This is a genomic window from Sanguibacter sp. Z1732 (genome assembly GCF_051020515.1).
Lineage (GTDB): Bacteria > Actinomycetota > Actinomycetes > Actinomycetales > Beutenbergiaceae > CALKWS01.
Map to the genome: position 1 here is coordinate 2,894,238 of NZ_CP194857.1, position 16,512 is coordinate 2,910,749.

Annotated in this window: 14 protein-coding genes and 1 pseudogene; 9 read left to right on the top strand and 6 right to left on the bottom strand. The window is 68.3% G+C overall.

Going from position 1 to position 16,512, the window contains the following annotated elements; genetic code table 11:
- Positions 1-145: 145 nt before the first annotated feature.
- Entirely contained in the window at positions 146-544 is a 399-nt protein-coding gene (locus tag ACRRRO_RS15205) for a type II toxin-antitoxin system VapC family toxin (protein ID WP_424795817.1), read from the bottom strand.
- 62 nt (positions 545-606) lie between these two features.
- Between ACRRRO_RS15205 and ACRRRO_RS15210 the strand changes: the two genes are divergently transcribed.
- From ACRRRO_RS15210 to ACRRRO_RS15225, 4 genes are all read left to right on the top strand, one after another.
- Positions 607-1,065, top strand: a complete 459-nt coding sequence (locus tag ACRRRO_RS15210) for a hypothetical protein (protein ID WP_434080521.1) — start codon at positions 607-609, stop codon at positions 1,063-1,065.
- Entirely contained in the window at positions 1,038-2,369 is a 1,332-nt protein-coding gene (locus ACRRRO_RS15215) for a DUF6398 domain-containing protein (RefSeq protein ID WP_434080522.1), read from the top strand. Before ACRRRO_RS15210 ends, ACRRRO_RS15215 begins: the two co-directional genes overlap by 28 nt.
- A 140-nt stretch (positions 2,370-2,509) precedes the next feature.
- Positions 2,510-3,766, top strand: coding sequence for a DNA polymerase IV (gene dinB / locus ACRRRO_RS15220; RefSeq protein ID WP_424795819.1), 1,257 nt, complete (start codon positions 2,510-2,512; stop codon positions 3,764-3,766).
- 110 nt (positions 3,767-3,876) lie between these two features.
- The gene (locus ACRRRO_RS15225; protein ID WP_424795820.1) at positions 3,877-4,773 is read left to right on the top strand and encodes a nucleoside hydrolase; all 897 of its coding nucleotides are present in this window, start codon (positions 3,877-3,879) and stop codon (positions 4,771-4,773) included.
- 24 nt (positions 4,774-4,797) lie between these two features.
- On the opposite strand, the pseudogene ACRRRO_RS15230 reads toward ACRRRO_RS15225, so the two are convergent.
- From ACRRRO_RS15230 to ACRRRO_RS15240, 3 genes and pseudogenes are all read right to left on the bottom strand, one after another.
- Positions 4,798-5,324: pseudogene (locus tag ACRRRO_RS15230) on the bottom strand (gamma carbonic anhydrase family protein).
- Between the two features lie 6 nt (positions 5,325-5,330).
- Positions 5,331-5,999: a GntR family transcriptional regulator gene (locus tag ACRRRO_RS15235; protein WP_434080523.1), complete on the bottom strand. Its 669-nt coding sequence runs from the start codon at positions 5,997-5,999 to the stop codon at positions 5,331-5,333.
- 32 nt (positions 6,000-6,031) lie between these two features.
- Complete coding sequence (locus tag ACRRRO_RS15240) at positions 6,032-6,910, bottom strand: NAD(P)-dependent oxidoreductase (RefSeq protein ID WP_424795823.1); 879 nt, start codon at positions 6,908-6,910, stop codon at positions 6,032-6,034.
- 112 nt (positions 6,911-7,022) lie between these two features.
- Between ACRRRO_RS15240 and ACRRRO_RS15245 the strand changes: the two genes are divergently transcribed.
- Positions 7,023-7,718 carry a GntR family transcriptional regulator gene (locus tag ACRRRO_RS15245; protein WP_434080524.1) on the top strand — a complete coding sequence of 232 codons (696 nt, stop codon included), beginning with the start codon at positions 7,023-7,025 and terminating at the stop codon, positions 7,716-7,718.
- Here the strand turns inward: ACRRRO_RS15245 and ACRRRO_RS15250 are convergent.
- Positions 7,682-8,467, bottom strand: a complete 786-nt coding sequence (locus tag ACRRRO_RS15250; RefSeq protein ID WP_434080525.1) for a glycerate kinase — start codon at positions 8,465-8,467, stop codon at positions 7,682-7,684. The genes ACRRRO_RS15245 and ACRRRO_RS15250 overlap by 37 nt on opposite strands.
- Positions 8,451-9,794 (bottom strand): glycerate kinase, encoded by a 1,344-nt coding sequence (locus ACRRRO_RS15255; RefSeq protein WP_434080526.1) that lies wholly within the window; start codon positions 9,792-9,794, stop codon positions 8,451-8,453. The genes ACRRRO_RS15250 and ACRRRO_RS15255 overlap by 17 nt, the downstream gene beginning before the upstream one ends.
- A gap of 71 nt (positions 9,795-9,865) precedes the next feature.
- Between ACRRRO_RS15255 and ACRRRO_RS15260 the strand changes: the two genes are divergently transcribed.
- The 4 genes from ACRRRO_RS15260 (at position 9,866) to ACRRRO_RS15275 (ending at position 16,378) form a co-directional block, all read left to right on the top strand.
- Entirely contained in the window at positions 9,866-12,043 is a 2,178-nt protein-coding gene (locus ACRRRO_RS15260) for a family 10 glycosylhydrolase (RefSeq protein WP_424795827.1), read from the top strand.
- Positions 12,040-14,022 (top strand): beta-galactosidase, encoded by a 1,983-nt coding sequence (locus ACRRRO_RS15265; RefSeq protein WP_424795828.1) that lies wholly within the window; start codon positions 12,040-12,042, stop codon positions 14,020-14,022. The genes ACRRRO_RS15260 and ACRRRO_RS15265 overlap by 4 nt, the downstream gene beginning before the upstream one ends.
- A 98-nt stretch (positions 14,023-14,120) precedes the next feature.
- Positions 14,121-15,416: an ABC transporter substrate-binding protein gene (locus ACRRRO_RS15270; protein ID WP_424795829.1), complete on the top strand. Its 1,296-nt coding sequence runs from the start codon at positions 14,121-14,123 to the stop codon at positions 15,414-15,416.
- An 8-nt stretch (positions 15,417-15,424) separates the two neighbouring features.
- On the top strand, positions 15,425-16,378 hold the full coding sequence (locus ACRRRO_RS15275) for a carbohydrate ABC transporter permease (protein ID WP_424795830.1): 954 nt from the start codon (positions 15,425-15,427) through the stop codon (positions 16,376-16,378).
- Positions 16,379-16,512 lie beyond the last annotated feature (134 nt).

Here is a 16,512-nt window from a genome sequence, read left to right on the forward strand (position 1 = left end):
TCACGGACCGTCCAGCGGGGAAACTGCTCGGAACTGGATCGAGCAGTTCTGGGGTCCGCTACCTGAACAGATGTCGGACAGAGTGCCGCGACGGTTGCCTGGAGGGTCCGCAGCGGCGGCACCTGAGATCGGTCGTGCGGCGAGATCACCGCACAGCGAATGATGGCTGTAGGTCCTGGAACATCGGGAAGTGCCGGACGTTGAGCGTGGCGATCTCGGCTCCGGCATGGGCGGCCGTGGCCACGATCAGGTAATCGGGTAGACCGATGCTGGTGTGGCTGCGCCGGAACTCGCGCACGAACTCACCGGCCGTGCGCGAGATGGGCTCGGTGACCGGAATGGACTGCATGATCGACAGCAGGTTCCAGACCGCGCGTCGCACGGCTGAACGCATACCCCCGGCGAGTTCGGCGATCGTGACCACGCTGACCGCCAGCGAGCTCGCCGCGCGGGCCTCGTGTAACCACGCTCGTGCCGCCGGGATACCGCGCAGATGTGCGATGAGCACGTCGGTGTCGACCAGGATGACGGGGAGGCCCGCCACGCAGGTCTGGCACCACGAGGCCCTGTTCTCACGGGTGTGAGCCTGGTCGTTATCCTGGGGAAATGCCGAAGAAGAAGCGCCGCAAGGGCCACCAGCGCCGCCCGCAGCAACGTCATCTGACGTCGGTCCAGCCAGGGCCTGCGGTGTCGGAGACGCCCGAACACCTCAGCCTGTTCCAGGGGCTTCGCCAGGCGCTTCGCAGTGATCAGCCGCTGGACCTGCTTGGCGCCGTGAGCAGCCTGATGGCGGCCACTCTGCCCCACGACCCCTTCGCCGAGGCCCCGGTCAGCCTGGCGGAACTGGTCGAAACCTTTATCGGCACTCCCTACGCGGAGACGACCGCCGCGCTGACGATCATCCAGGCGCTGACCGAGGACGACCTGCTCGCCGGACGGATCGGGCGCGAACTGACCAGACGTCGTCATCCGATGCCCCACTGGCTCACCGGCTTGGCCACGCCCGCGCGCACGAGCAGGCGTGGAGTCTCAGCCACGTGCTGCGCGACGGCGAAAACCACCTGATCGGCACCACCTTGGCCACGGGACAGTCGATCACGGCAGTGGTGTACATCGACCACAACATGGGCACGGTGGTCAAGGATGCGTTCCTCATGCCGGGGCCGGTCGAGGAGGTGGTGGGGCACTTCTCCCGGAAGTTGCCACCGCAGGACTCGCCCGAGGGCCAGGACCAACGGCTGGCCCCGGCCGACCCCGCGGACACCCGTGTACGGGTCGAGCAGGCAATCGACCTCGGTGCCCGCACCATCCCGCCCCTGGAGACCGACACCTGGCCGATGTGCCGACCCGCGGTGGAGTGGATCGTGCGGATGCTGCCCACCGGCGGTGCCGCGCCGAAGCGCAAGCAGTGGACGGATGAAGAGACCGAGGCGATCGCGCAGGACTTCTTCACCTCCGCTGTCGGGCGCGCCCTGGATCGGCCCGACAACCGCGACCTATTGCGCAGCGTGCTGTGGTTCGGCACCGACTACGGCTCTGGGGACCCCTTGCGCTGGAGCCAGGTGAATGTGGAGATCCTGCTCGCCGACTGGTTCCCGCGCAAGGTCATCGCCGAAGCCACCTTCCTGGCGAAGTTGCCGGACCTGCTGCGTGCCTTCATTCGCTACGCCCACGAGCGGGCCGGGATCCGCGGGGGCCTGACGCAGCAGGTTCTCGCCGCCGTCGGCACATGGGAGCCGCGGTACAACGAACTCATCCACGCCGACCGGCCCCCGGGGGTCGCGGGCGAGTTGGCTACGTTCCTTCGTCAGAGCACCGAAACCGGCGTCGCAGAGATCGTCCTGCGGGACCTGGATCGGGCGGTCGGGGGGCGGCGTGCGTTGCTGGAGTTGGATGTTGATCCGCTGCCTGAAGAGGCTTTCGAGTGGGCCGGCATCGCGCAGGACATCTACCCGGTGGTCCAGCAGGTGCTCGATACCTGCGACCAGTGTGCCGAGGACCTGCTGGACAGTGAGCACCGCACCGCGATGCGACGCTTCCTGGCCCGGGTCGCGACTACCGATCCGGTGATCTTCCGGCGCAAGGCATCTCCGGTCCGGGCCGCCGCGGCGGTGGCCTGGGTGATCGGCCGGGCGAACGGAACCGTGGGGGACCGGGGGTCGGCGATCTCGGTCGGAGAACTGCTGGCGTCCTTCGGCATCAAGGGCAGCGTGTCGCAGCGCGCCGAGCCGATGCTGCGGGCGATCGGGGTGGACCCTCGCGATCAGTACGGCGTGGTGCAACTGGGCACCGCGGACCTGCTCACCTCACAGGCCCGCCAAGACATGGTGGAGATGCGCGACCACTGGCTCGCCGAGACAGCGCCGTAGGCGGGAGCCGCCGGCCTCCGGTCGACGCAGTGGCCTGTTACGTCCATCCCGGGCGCCTTCACGCTCACCGCTGCCCGCATGGCCGTCTCAATACTCAGCCTCACTAGTAATCGAACATATGTTCGTTTACACTACGAGTTGTGTCCACCGGGCCCACCATCCTGCACGCCGACCTCGATGCGTTCTACGCCTCGGTCGAGCAGTTGCTGGAGCCGGGCCTGCGGGGCCGCCCGGTGGCCGTCGGTGGCAGCGCGCGTGGTGGCGTGGTGCTGGCGGCCTCGTATGAGGCCAAGGCTCATGGCGTGCAGGGCGGGATGCCGGGCCGGCGAGCGGCTGAACTCTGCCCCGGCCTCATCTTCATCCGCGGGCACTTCCATCGCTATCAGCCGATCGCCGACGACGTGATGGCCATCCTGGGCGACCTCACCCCGGCCGTGCAGCGCGTCTCGATCGATGAGGCCTTCCTGGACGTCACCGGCTCGGTCCACCTGTTCGGCCCGCCGGCGCGGATCGGTGAACTCATCCGCCGCCGGGTGCGCGCCGAAGTCGGGCTGCCGATCTCGGTCGGTGCCGCCCGGACAAAGCACCTGGCCAAGATCGCCTCCCAGGTCGCCAAACCGGACGGGCTGGTGGTGGTGGAGCCCCACGAGGAGACCGCCTTCCTGCACCCGCTCCCGGTCGGGCTCATCTGGGGCATCGGCCCGGTCACGCAGCGCCGCCTGGCCGAACTCGGGATCCACACCATCGCTGAACTCGCTGACCTCGGACGGCCGGTGCTGGAGCACCTCCTCGGCAGTGCCGCCGGCGCCAAACTGCACAGTCTCGCGCACAACGAGGACCCCCGACGGGTGACGACGTCGAACCGGGCCCGGTCAGTCAGCGCCCAGTCCGCGCTGGGCCGGGTGGCCGTCTCGCCCGAACTGGTGCGCCGGGTGATGGGCGGGCTCGCGGAACGCATCGCCGGGCGGCTGCGCGCCAAGGGCCGGGCCGGGCGCACGGTCACGGTGCGCGTGCGGTACCCGGGGATGCGCACGGCCAGCAGGTCCCACACGCTGGCGCAGCCGGTCTCCGCGACACTCACGCTCACCGAGGTGGCCGAGACACTGGCCTGGCGGGCCATCGACGCCGAAGACGGGGACCGCGTGGAGGTCACCCTGCTGGGGATCGCGGTCTCGAACCTGCAGACCCAGCAGGCCGTCCAACTCGAGTTGCCGCTCCTCGCCGACCCCTGGCGCCCCGGATCACAGGCGGGCGCGGCCCGCTGGGCGCTGGACCACTCGATGGACACCGCGCGGAAGCGATTCGGCAGGAGCGCCGTCGGCTATCTCCCCGCCACCCTGGGCGGGGCCGGGGGAGTGCCCGACGACTTCCGCGGGTTGGCCGAGCGAGAGGTGTGACGCTCCCGCGGGAGCGTATCCGGGTTTGGGCACGGCGCCTTGGGTTGAGGGGCACCGGGGGGTGTGCCGTGATTAGGTGCAGGTGAGAGTCGTCACGCAAAGGAGCCGTAGTGAGCCTGCCAGTCCCCGCCCAACGGCGGCGCGTCATCGTCAACACCGACGCCAAGAATGAGGCGGATGATCAGTTCGCGATCGTGCATGCCCTCTTGACCCCGATGTTCGACCTGCGCGGTATCATTCCGGCCCACTTCGGCACGCGTCGCACGAACCAGAGTCTGCAGGAGAGCGCCGAGGAGGTGGATCTGATCCTGCGGCTGATGGATATGCAGGGAGACGTGGTGGTCGCCAACGGGGCGGAGGGTGCGATTCCAGATGAGCGAACCCCGGTGGACTCCCCAGGTGCCCGCCTCATAGTCGATGAGGCGATGCGGGAGGGCGCGGGTCCCCTCTTCGTGGCCTTCCTCGGTCCGCTTACCGACATGGCCTCCGCGATTCTGCTCGAGCCCGCGATCGTGGACCGGGAGGTGACCGTGGTGTGGATCGGGGGTGCGCCGTACGGCCACAAACTGCCGCAGGGCGGGAAGATCGAGTTCAACCTGTCCAACGACGTCGCGGCAGCGAACGTGGTTGCTGCATCCGGGATCGAGATCTGGCAGGTACCGCAGTCGACGTACCGGATGATCAGTGTCGGCTACGCCGAGCTGGAGGAGCGCGTCCGCCCGCACGGGCGTATCGGCGACTATCTGGTGCAGCAGTTGCTGGACTTCAACGCCGCCCATCACGCGCTGCCGATCGAGAGCCGCCCGCTGGGGGACACCCCGGCGATCGGGCTGATGATCAGCCCGGTCAGTGCCGAGTGGCGTGAGCAGTCCCCGGTCCGGTTCACCGAGGCCGGTGGCTATGAGGAGGCCGCCACGGGGACTCGGATCCGCGTGGCCGAGGCGATCGATGCCCGCTTCATGCTCGAGGACTTCTTCGGCAAACTGAAGGCCTTCGCGCGTGACTGATCCTCCCCTGACGGAGCTGGACCGTCAGGCGCCCTTTCCGCCGTTCGCCGCCCGGTGGCGCCGCGCGAGATCCACATAGACGGCAGCGTTGCGCCGCAGCCCCTCGATCTGCTCCTCGTCCAGGTCGCGCCGGACCTTGGCCGGAACGCCGGCGATCAGGGAGCCGGGCGGGATGTCCGCGCCCTCGGGCACCACAGCACCGGCCGCAACGAGCGTGCCGCACCGATCCGGGCGCCGTTGAGGACCACGGCGCCCATGCCGATGAGGCAGTCGTCCTCCACGGTGCACCCGTGCAGGATGGCCCGGTGCCCCACCGAGACGTTGGATCCCACCACTACCTGGAAACCGGGGTCGACGTGGGCGACGCATCCGTCCTGGATGTTGCTCCCCGGACCGATGACGATCTTCTCCATGTCACCGCGCAACACGCTGCCGTAGAAGACGCTCGCACCCTCTCCCAGCGTCACCCGGCCGATCACGGTGGCGTTGGGCGCAACCCATGCGTCGGGGTGAACGTCAGGGGCCTGGCCCTCGAACTCGATCAATGGCATGGCGATTCACTGCTCCTTCGTGGCGCGTGCGATCAACCGGTCGCGCGCGTTCTCCAGGTGGGTCACCAGCGCCTGCGCGGCCCCGTCCGTATCGCCCCGCTCGATGGCTTCCATGATGGCCGCGTGTTCACCCACGACGTTCCCCGGACTGGTGGCCCGGTGAGCCTGAGCCTGGAACTGCCCCATCGTCAGGTGCACCTCACCCATGATGAGCGAGTGCATCTTGGCGAGCCTGGTGCTGCCGGCTGCATCCACCAGCGCCGAGTGGAACTCGATATCAGCGGTGACCTGATCCGGAAAGTTCAGTTGCTCGGCGGCGACCTCGATCGCGCCCTGGGCGTGCACGGCGGCCTGCGGCACCGTCCTGGCCGTGGAGAGGCGCTCGATCGCGGCCTTCTCCACCGCCTCGCGGGCGATGAACAGGTCCTCCAGTTCCTCGACACCGAACGTGGGGACCACCGCCGTCTTGTGCGCCGTCCGGCGCAGCAGACCGGCCGCCGTGAGCCGTTCCAGGCAAGCCTTCGCGGTCGGGCGGGCCACCGAGTACTCACTCGAGACCCGCGCCTCGGTCAGCTTCTCCCCGGCGGCAATCTCCCCATTGATGATGCGTAGCCGAAGCGAGTCGTAGAGCGCATCCGTCAGGGAGGAGGGTGCCAACGAGAACTCAGCAGTCATGGCATCAACTGTGTCACAGGCTCACTTGCCCATCAATCTGCGCCGTTGAACTCCCGGGTCACCTTCAGCAGCGCCGAGTGGTCCAGCCCGCCGTAGCCCTTCGCCCCGGCCGCCACCATCAACTGGGAGACCGTCGCCGTCATCGGCAGGCCCACCCCGGCGTCGTCGGCCGTGTCGCGCACGATGCGCAGATCCTTGTTGTGCAGGTCGATCCGGAACCCCGGTGCGAAGGTGCCCGCCAGGAACGCCTCCCGCTTGCGCTCCAGCACTGTTGAGCCGGCCAGTCCGCCACCGATCGCGCTGAGCGCCGCACCGACGTCGGCTCCGGCTGACTCCAACAACACGATCGCCTCAGCGACCGCCTGGATGTTCGCCGCGACGATCAACTGATTCGCGGCCTTCGTCAACTGGCCCGATCCTGCCGGGCCGACGTGCGTGATCGTGGCCCCCATCACCGCCAGGACCTCGTGAACGCTCGCGAGTACGCTCGCCTCCCCGCCGACCATGATGCTCAGGGTGCCCTCCTTCGCGGCGGCCTCACCCCCGCTGACCGGCGCATCGAGCACGCCGACACCCCGTTCGGACAACACCCGGTGAATCTCTCGCGTCACATCCGGACGGATGGTGCTCATGTCCACATACACCTGCGGCGCCGCCAGGGTCTGAGCCAGCCCGTGCTCGCCCAGCAGCACCGCCTGCACATCCGGGGTGTCCGGGAGCATGGTGACCACGACGTCGGCTCCTGCTGCGGCGGCGCCCGGAGAATCGGCCACGGTCGCGCCGGCCGCCTGGATTCGTTCCCGGGACGTGGCCGAACGCCCGAAGGCTCGGACCTGGTGTCCGGCGTCGACCAAGTTGTCGATCATCGGCGCGCCCATGATCCCGGGACCGATGAAGCCGATGGCTGCCATGTGATCTCCCATCTGCGTCGTTGGTCGGCGAGCGTGAACCCTGCCGAATGCTCGGCCATCCTGGCACACTAATGAATGGCAAGCAATCTAGTCTGACAATCGAAGGGGTGCGATGAGGGGTGTAGCGCTGAATGCGGTCTCGCTGGTGGATGCGGTCGCCGAGTCCCTGCGCGTGGATGTCATAACCGGGACGATCGAACCGGGGGCGGCGATCACCGAGCAGTTCGTTGCCGACCGGTTCAGTGTGGCGCGCACGACGGCGAAAGCCGCAGTTGAGCGGCTGGTGGCCGACGGCTTCCTGCAACGCACCATCCACCGGAGCGCCCGGGCCCCGGTCCTGACCGCGCAGGACATCGCCGACCTCTATGACACCAGGGTGCTGCTCGAGGCCGAGGCGATCCGCCGGCTCGCCGCGCAGGGCGCGGCTCCGGAGGAAGCGATCAAGCACGCCGTGGAACTGATGGTCTGGGCCGATCGCGGTGACCATGACCGGATGGCCGGCTGTGACGTAGCGGTGCACCGCGCTCTCGTGGACGCTGCGGGCAGCCCGCGCCTGACCCGGCTGCACAGCACACTGATGGGAGAGGCGCCACACATCTGCATGGTGCAGGTCCAGGACCGCAATCTGCTGCACGCCCGTGTGATCGACGGTGAACACCGCGCGGTGTTCGCGGCGCTTGAGGAACGTGACCCGAAGGCGGCCGTCGATGCGATCCGCTCACACCTGCATAGTGCTCGGGACCAGTTGCTGGCTCGCCACGAGACGATTGGTCAGGCCTCGGCGGACGGCGGCGCCGAGAGCGGCTGAGGCCGTGGTGCTGCTTCGGTGAACTCAGCGGCCAGCCCGGCCCCGACCTGGCGCAGCCAGCGCGGCGCTTGCGCCAGGCTCTCCTGCTCATCCGGTGCGAGGTCCATCAAGGCCCGCTGACCCCGGTAGCCCAGCGCGCGTACGTGCTCATCGGTCAACTCGCTTCGGCCCGCGACCACCCAGCACGGACGTCGTGCACCAGTCGCGTAGCGCAGCACCCCGGAGGGCGCCTTGCCCGAGGTGGTCTGGGAATCCAGGGAGCCCTCACCGGTGATCACCACATCGGCCCAGGCCACCGCCTCGGCCAGGCCAGAGAGGGCGGCGAAGGTGTTCAGCCCGTCCACCACCTCCGCTCCCAGGCCGGCGCAGAGGCCGAACCCGAGCCCGCCGGCCGCTCCCGCCCCGGGCCGGTCCCGCCCGGACTCGGTGCCGGGCGCCTCCAGCGCATCGGCCCAATTGAGAAGGGCGGACTCGATCAACTGCACCTGGGCCGGGCCGGCGCCCTTCTGCGGTCCGAAGATCGCGGCCGCTCCGGAGGGGCCGAGGAGGGGGTTCGTCACGTCGGTGGCCACCTGGATGTCCAGTCCCCGCCATCTGCTCAGCCCGCTCAGGTCCGCACGGTGCACCTGGGTCAGCGCCGCAGGCCCGTACGTGGTCAGTTCGCTGCCGTCCTCCCGGAACAGTCGCGCACCCAGCGCGGCGAGAACACCCGCACCGCCATCGTTGGTAGCACTACCGCCCGCGCCCACCACGATCCTGTCCGGCCCCAGCAACGAGGCTGCGCAGGACCATACCCAAGCCGAACGTGTCGGCCTGCAGCGGCAAGCGCTCCTGGGGGGCGATGAGCTGCAGCCCGCTGGCCTGTGCCATTTCGACCACTGCGGTACCGCGCCCGAACGCGAATGAGGACACGATCGGCCGGCCCAGCGCGTCCCGGGCCGCGACCCGATGCTGGGTGAAGCCGTGAGCGGTGAGTTCGTCGGCGAATCCGTCCCCGCCATCGGAGACCGGATGCATCCGCACCCGCGCGTTCGGCAGAGCGGCCAGAATGCCCTCGCGCAAGTGTGCGGCTACTTCACGGCCGCGAAGACAGCCCTTGAACTTGTCCACGGCCAGCAGCACCCGGGGCCCTGCGCCATGATTCCCCGCGGGCCCATCCTCGTGCCCGGCCGGGCGGGATGCAGCGGTCACCCGGTCCGCCCGAGCCAACCCAGGGTCTGCTCGGTGCGGGTGGTCGGCATGTACTCGCAGGCGATCAGGCCTGGGTAGCCGGCATCGGCGAGCATCGAGGGCAGCAGCGATGGGAAGGGCGCCGCTGCCGGGTTCTCCGCGCCCGGGAGAGTCGGCGATCTGGACGTGACCGATCCGCTCGGCCAGGGCGGCCACCCCGCCGACGATGTCGAACCCGTTGCTGCCCAGGTGGAAGACGTCGTAGAGCAGTGCGACGTTGTCCAGGTCCGCCAGCGGGCCGTCCAGCAGTGCGATCACGTGCTCCGGTCGGGTGAGTGGGTAAGCCCCGTTGAGTCCCTCGGCCAGGGGCTCGAGCAGGACCGTCCCACCGATACCGGACACGGCCTGTGCCGCGGCGCGGATCGAGGTGACCGCGGTCTCGTCCTGTTCCGACGCGCTCCAGCGCTCGTCGCGCCGCCCGTACAGGAGGTTGAAGTGCCGAACGCCGGTGGCCTCCGCGATCTGCAGCAGCGGCGCGGTACTGGCCTGAAGTTCCGCTACGCGGTCGGGATGGCTGGCCACCCCTCGCTCACCACCGGCCATGTCGCCGGCGTAGAAGTTCAGGCCACGCAGCGCCACGCCCGCCGCATCGATGGCGCTGAGCAGTCTGTCCACGTCGTCCTGCTCGGCCGAGGCCGTGGCGAACGGCCACCACATCTCGATGTGCTCGAACCCTGCCGCAGCGGCTGCCGCCGGGCGCTCGAGCATGGGGTGCTCGGCGAACATGATCGAGATGTTCGCGCTGTAGGTGAAGTGGGAGTCGCGCATGGTGGCCTTTCGGTTCTCCAGTAGGTTGTCCGCGATGTGAGCGTGCCCGACGGATCTGACCGGATACGGATCGTTCATGATTGTGCCATGATGGCTTACATGCTAACTTGTCTGTCAATCAATGTGGACGGGGATTTGCAGTGACGCTCATGGAGGGCCGATCGGACGCTCGGCGGCCGTTGCGGACACCGGACTGGTTCACCGGCGCGACCCGGTGGACGCAACTGACCTTCACCGACGACGACCCCTCGCGCTACGACCCAGACTTCTGGATCGACGTGATGCGCCGATCGAAGTCGAACGCGCTCTGCCTCAGCGCCGGTGGGTATATGGCCTTCTATCCCACCCAGATTCCGCTGCACCACCGCAGCGCCCACCTGGGCGACTCCGATCCCTTCGGCACGCTGGTCCGGGCCGCCCGATCCATGAACATGCACGTGATGGCTCGGGTTGATCCGCACGCCATCCACGCCGACGCAGCCACCGCCCACCCGGAGTGGCTCGCCCGGGACGCGGACGGCGAACCGATCCCGCACGTCTCCCAGCCCGGGGTGTGGTGGACCGACCCGTTCAGTTCCTACCACCGGGACTTCATCACCGACGTCGCGGTGGAGATCGTGCGCAACTACGACGTCGACGCCGTCTTCGCCAACCGCTGGGAGGGTCACGACACCATCTCCTACGCCGAGGCCACCGCCCGGGCCTTTCGCGACGACACCGGGTACCACCTGCCGCATCCGGACCGCCCCGGAGATCCGGCGTGGGCGGCCTACCGCAACTGGCGCGGCCACAAACTCAGCGAGCTCGTGGTGCTCTGGGACGACGCGGTGCGGGCGGTGAAGCCGCACGTGCGCTTCATTCCCAACCGCGGAGCCAATCTCACGCGCGACCTGGTGCACGAACTGGTCGATGACCGCTATCCGATGTTCTTCATCGACAAACAGGGGCGTTCAGGGCTTGAACCGGCCTGGACCTCCGGGCAGATCGGCAAGCGCAGCCGGGGAATGTACCCGGACCGTCCCGTGGCGCTGATCTCATCCGTGGGCCCCGAGCACGGGGAGTGGCGATGGAAGGACTCGGTCACCAACCCGCACGAACTCGTCAGTTGGATCGTGGACGGGTTCGCCCAAGGAGCGCGTCCCTGGTTCACCAAGTTCAAGGCGGAGAACTTCGATGACCGCTGGGTGGCGCCGGTGGTGCAGGCCTTCGAGCTGCACGCCCGCTGCGAGCGAGCGCTCGAGCTGCCGTTGACCGCCGAGGTTGCGTTGCTGGACGTGCGCGCACAGGGCACGAGCGAGCGGCGCCGCCACGCGGCCGAACACGAGAACGGCTTCTACCAGGCGATGATCGAGGCGCGGATCCCGTTCGAGTACATCGCTGCCGAGATGCTCAGCATGCACCGGTTGCGGCACGTGCGGGTGTTGGTGCTCCCCGCCTGCCCGGATCTGACCGCCGAACAGACCGGCGTCATCGAGGCCTTCGTGACCGCCGGCGGCAGTGTGGTCGCAGCCCACGACACCAGTCTGCGGCGAGCCGACGACGGCGATCCAGAGCTCGCGCTCGGGCCGCTCCTGGGCGTGCGGCTCACCTCGGGGCCGCGGGGGCCGGTCAAGAACAACTACGTCGCGCTCACCGGCGAGCACCCGATCACCGGCGGCTTCGCCGGCGCGCAACGCATCGTCGGGGGGACGCACGTCCTGGGTGTGGAGGCGGCTGAGGGCGCGACGGTACTGGAGTTCGTGCCGGACTACCCCGATCTCCCGATGGAGGAGGTCTATCCCCGCCCCGGCGAACCGACGCCTGCGGTAGTGGCCCGCGACCACCCTTCCGGCGGCCGCACGGTCTATCTGGCCTTCAACGTGGGGCAGATCTTCTGGACCGCCCTGCAGTCCGATCACGGGGAGTTGATCGCCAACTCGGTGCGCTGGGCCCTGGGGGAGCAGGCGCCCCTCGTGGACGTCCGGGGCCCGGGGTTGCTGGATGTGGCGGTGCGCCGGGCGGAGGGTGAGATGGCCGTGACCCTGGTGAACCTCAACGACCCGATGGCGATGCGCGGGCAGCGGCGCTGCACCATGCCCGTCCGCGATCAGGAGGTGGTGGCTCGCGCCCCGGACGGTGCACGGCGGGCCCGGGTGAGGTTGCTCCTTGCCCAGGCCGACGTCTCCATCGCGGTGCGCGACGGGCTACTGCGCGTCCCGGTCGGTCAGATCGGCGTCCTGGAGGTGGTGCACCTGGTCTGGGAGACGGGGGAGGGGAGTGCTTCCGACTACGGCGTCCCCGACGGCCTGGAAGGTTCACTGCCGGCAGCGGAGCGGAGGAAGCGATGAACTCCGAGGCACGTTGGTGGACCCGGCCCTTCCGAACCTTCCAGACCAACCTGAGGGAGATTGACGCCGGCCTGGACGTGGACCGCGAACTCGACGTCATCGAGGCGTACGGGGCCAACGTCTGGCTGCTGAGCACGGCCGGGATCATCGCCAACTATCCGAGCACGCTGAGCTCCCAGACGGTTAATCCGGCGCTGGCGCAACGCGAGTCCGGAGACCTCATCGGTGACGCCGTGACGGCAGCCAAGGCCCGTGGCCTGCGGGTTCTGGGCCGGATGGACTTCTCCAAGGTGGACGCCCGCCGTGCCGAAGCGCATCCGGAGTGGTGCTTCGTCGATACCCACGGCACCCACCAGGTCTACAACGGCTACTCCAGCGTGTGTCCCAGCGGACCGTACTACCAACAGGTGATGTTCGACGTCGTCGCCGAGGTTCTGGGCGCCTACGATCTGAGCGGCTTCTTCTTCAACTGGCTCTCGTTCAACGAGTACGACTACTCCCGCCGCTACTGGGGAGTGTGTCAGTGCGAGGCCTGTCACGCAGGGTTCCGGGCTTTCGCTCCCGGCGTGCCACTGCCCACCGAGCACACGTCTCCGTCCTATCCGAGGTGGCGGGAGCACACCACCGAGGTCCTGAAGGATCTGACCGCCAGGATGCGGGCACATGTGCACAGGCTCAACCCCGATGCGGCACTCATCCAGGGGGCCGGCGCCGACGTCACGTTCCACGAGGCGAACAACGCCGTCGGCCGGCCGCTGTGGCACCACGCCACCGCCGAGGCGGTCAGTGCCGCACGCTCGGGCGATCCGATGCGCCCGGTACTGGTCAATTCCGTCGGTTTCGTTGACATGCCCTACCGCTGGGCGGGTGAGGACCCTGAGCATTTCGCCCAGTACCTGCTCCAAGCCATGGCCCACGGCGCTCAGCCCTCCACGTACGTAATGGGTACAACCGCGCACAGCCCGTACGTGGCGCTGGAGGTGGGCGGTCAGATCGTTCGCTTCCACCGGGATAACACCGACCTCTACGACGGGCTGCACTCTGCGGCCAGGGTGGCGCTGGTGCGGGGAACCGGTGAGCAGAGCACGGACCGCAGATCGGAGTTCCAGGGCTGCTATCTGGCGCTGTCGGAGCGCCACGTGCCCTTCGACGTCGTCGCGCTCGACTCGCTGCCCGAGGTGGATCCGCAACGTTACGACCTGATCGTGCTGCCAGACCTGGGCGTCCTGGATCCCGCCGCGGCCGCCTCGCTCGATGCGGCCCTGGCGGTGGGGGCCGCCGTGGTGGCGACCGGGGACTCGGCCTGGGTCGAGGGTCGGTCACAGCTGGGCGGTGGGGGACCGGCCCGGCAACTGGCCCGGTACGCCGCGGGCGAGGCGACCCGATCCCTGCACCTGAGCATGCGCGACACCGATGGCGGCGACCTGGCCCCGGTGGTGGGCGGGTTCGCCGTCCTCGAGCCGGACCCCGAGGCCGAACGTGACTGGTTGGCGCTGGGCCGGGCCCGCTACGGGCCTCCCGAGCAGTGCTACGGGCACCGCCGGACCGGGCATCCGGGATGGGTCAGCGCTCGGGTCGGCGCCGGTCGGTTGGCGATGATCCCGTGGCGACCGGGCCTGGTGTACCGCGAGATCGGACTGGCCCGGGTCCGCGATGCCTGGGTGGAGAAGGTGCTGAGCCTGAGCGGCCACGCGCGTCAGATCGAGACAGACCTCCCGGTACAGGCGCAGATCGTGCACGGTCAGGCTCCCGGGCGCACCGTGGTGCACCTGCTGAACCGCACCGGAGACGGCCCGCAGCGCTTCCTCGAACCGGTGCCGATCCGGGCCGCCACCCTCAGGATGCCGGCCCGTAGTTCCAACCCGGTGGTGCGCGCCCGCGTGGCGGGCGCCGAACCCGAGTGGGCGATCGAGGGCCGCGATCTGGTCATCTCACTACCGGAGTTCGGTCGGTTCGAGGTGATCGACACCGTTTGGTAACAAGTTCGGCATGAATACTTGACAGACAATCTGGGATCTCGCAGAGTAGGGCCACCGGTCCGTACGCGGCCGAGTACTTCCAACGAAGGGAGCAGGACATGCAGGAAATCAGCAGACGCAGTCTTCTGGTACTGGCCGGAGCCGTGACCGGCGCCGGTGTGCTCGCCGCTTGCGGTGGGGTTGCCGGCGGGGGTGGCAACGCCTCCGGAAGCATCCGATATGCGTTCTGGGGAAACGACCAGCGCCGCGAGCGGTACGCGGAGGGCCTCGCCTCACTGCAGGAGGACTACCCGGACATCGACCTCAATATCGAGTTCGCCGACTACGGTGCGTTCCAGGAGCGGATGACGACGCAGATGGCAGCCGGCGACGTGGCGGACATCTTCTGGGTCCCCTCGCCGCAAGTCCTGACGTACCACGCCAACGGGCTCTACCGGCGACTGGATGACCTGGACTCCCTGGACCTGTCCGACTTCAGCGACCAGGACATCGAGGACTTCAAGCTGGATGGTGAGTACAACACCATGCCGCACGGTTCCTCGATCCCGGTTGTGCGGTACAACCACACCTTCGCCGAGGAGGATGGGGTGGAACTGCCCGAGGACTGGTCCTGGGACTGGATCGCGGAGTTCGCGGTGGATTACACCGAGAACAACCCGCACGGGCGGCGCGCCCTGCCCTTCGGTGCCCACTTCGACCTGCCCTTCGAGGGCTGGCTGCGCCAACGCGGCGAGGATCTGTGGACCGAGGACGGCCGACCGGGCTTCAGCGAGGACGGCTTGGCCAGTTGGATCGAGTGGTGGAAGAACCTCCTCGATGCCGGCGCCACCGCCTCGATCAGCGAACAGGACGGCGTCCAGGTGAGCTGGACCGACGTGGGCGATGACTGCCTGTTGTGGTTCGGGAACTCCAATCACATCGTCGACGAGGCGCCCATGTACCCCGATTACGAGTTCCGCCTGCGGAACCTGCCGATCGCCTCCGACGCCGTCGAGGGACACCAGTACCTGTACTTCCCGCGGATGGCGATCTACTCCGGCCTGGAGGACGACCAGGCCGAGTTGGCCGGGCACGTGCTGACCTACTGCAGCTCGAACGTGGCGATGCAGCAGAGCGTCGGGCTGTCCATGGGTGTGCCACCCAACCCCCGTGTGGCCCAGGAGTACGAGGAGTTCGCCAACGACGTGGAACTGGAGATGATCCGGGTCGTCAACCACGACCGTGAGGTGCCGAACCGGCGGCCCCGCTACGAGGCACCTCCGGGCAGTGGTACCTGGCGGGACGTGATGGAGCGGGTCCTGGAAGAGGTCACGCTGGGTGACACCAGCGTTTCCGAAGCCGCCGCCTCCATGATCGAAGAGGTCACCCGCAGTATCGACCGCGCGGCGGACTGACCCACACCATGGCCCAGAGCACATCGGCACGGACCGAGACTCTTCGCCCTCCACCCGACGAGGCCGGGGAGCGCAAGGGCAGGAGAAGTGTGCGGCGCCAGGAAGGCGCTGCACACCTCTTCATGCTTCCCTGGCTCGTCGGGCTGGTGGTGATCACCTCCATCCCGATGCTGGCCTCGCTCTACCTGTCCTTCACCGACTACAACATCCTGAGCTCGCCGACCTTCGTCGGGGCGGAGAACTATCAGCGGCTCCTCGACGACGTGCGGTTCTGGAACGCTTCGCGCGTCACCGTCATGTACGTGCTGATCTCGGTACCGCTGCAACTCGCTTTCGCCCTCGCGATCGCCCTGGTGCTCGACAAGGGTCTCAAGGGCCTCACGATCTACCGGAGCGCCTACTACCTGCCCTCGCTCCTCGGCGGAAGCGTGGCGGTGGCCGTGCTCTGGCGCCAGATCTTCGGTCACAACGGCCTGGTGAACCAGGTGCTCGGACTCATCGGAATCGAGGGGACGAACTGGTTGCAGAACCCCTCCACGTCGCTGTCCACCCTCATCGTGCTCAACGTGTGGACGTTCGGTTCCCCCATGGTGATCTTCCTGGCCGGGCTGCGCCAGATCCCGGAGGAACTCTACGAAGCGGCGCGCGTCGACGGGGCCTCGGTGGTCCGGCAGTTTCGCAGCATCACCATCCCACTACTCACCCCGATCATCTTCTTCAACCTCATCCTGCAGACGATCGGCTCGTTCCAGGCGTTCACCCAGGCGCACGTGGTCAGTGGTGGGACCGGTGGGCCGATGGACTCCACGCTCTTCTACACCCTGTACATCTACCAACAGGCCTTCGTGAACTTCGATATGGGGTTCGCCTCGGCGCTGGCATGGGTGCTCCTGGTGGTGATCGGTCTGATCACGGCGGTGCACTTCACCCTGTCCAAGTACTGGGTGTTCTACGGAGACTGATATGACCACGCAGACAACCCTGGCCACCCCATCGGTGCATAACTCCGGCCCGCCGTCGGCCGCACGGGAGGTTTCTCCGGCGCTGAAGGCGCGGCGCCGGAACGCCCTGCTGCGCCACATCGGGGCTGATCCTG

Coding starts and splice junctions, on each gene's coding strand:
- ACRRRO_RS15275 (WP_424795830.1), top strand. CDS start 15,425: ATGGCCCAGAGCACATCGGCACGGACCGAGACTCTTCGCCCTCCACCC.
- ACRRRO_RS15270 (WP_424795829.1), top strand. CDS start 14,121: ATGCAGGAAATCAGCAGACGCAGTCTTCTGGTACTGGCCGGAGCCGTG.
- ACRRRO_RS15255 (WP_434080526.1), bottom strand. CDS start 9,794: ATGAACGATCCGTATCCGGTCAGATCCGTCGGGCACGCTCACATCGCG.
- ACRRRO_RS15265 (WP_424795828.1), top strand. CDS start 12,040: ATGAACTCCGAGGCACGTTGGTGGACCCGGCCCTTCCGAACCTTCCAG.
- ACRRRO_RS15210 (WP_434080521.1), top strand. CDS start 607: ATGCCGAAGAAGAAGCGCCGCAAGGGCCACCAGCGCCGCCCGCAGCAA.
- ACRRRO_RS15235 (WP_434080523.1), bottom strand. CDS start 5,999: ATGACTGCTGAGTTCTCGTTGGCACCCTCCTCCCTGACGGATGCGCTC.
- ACRRRO_RS15240 (WP_424795823.1), bottom strand. CDS start 6,910: ATGGCAGCCATCGGCTTCATCGGTCCCGGGATCATGGGCGCGCCGATG.
- ACRRRO_RS15260 (WP_424795827.1), top strand. CDS start 9,866: ATGGAGGGCCGATCGGACGCTCGGCGGCCGTTGCGGACACCGGACTGG.
- ACRRRO_RS15245 (WP_434080524.1), top strand. CDS start 7,023: ATGAGGGGTGTAGCGCTGAATGCGGTCTCGCTGGTGGATGCGGTCGCC.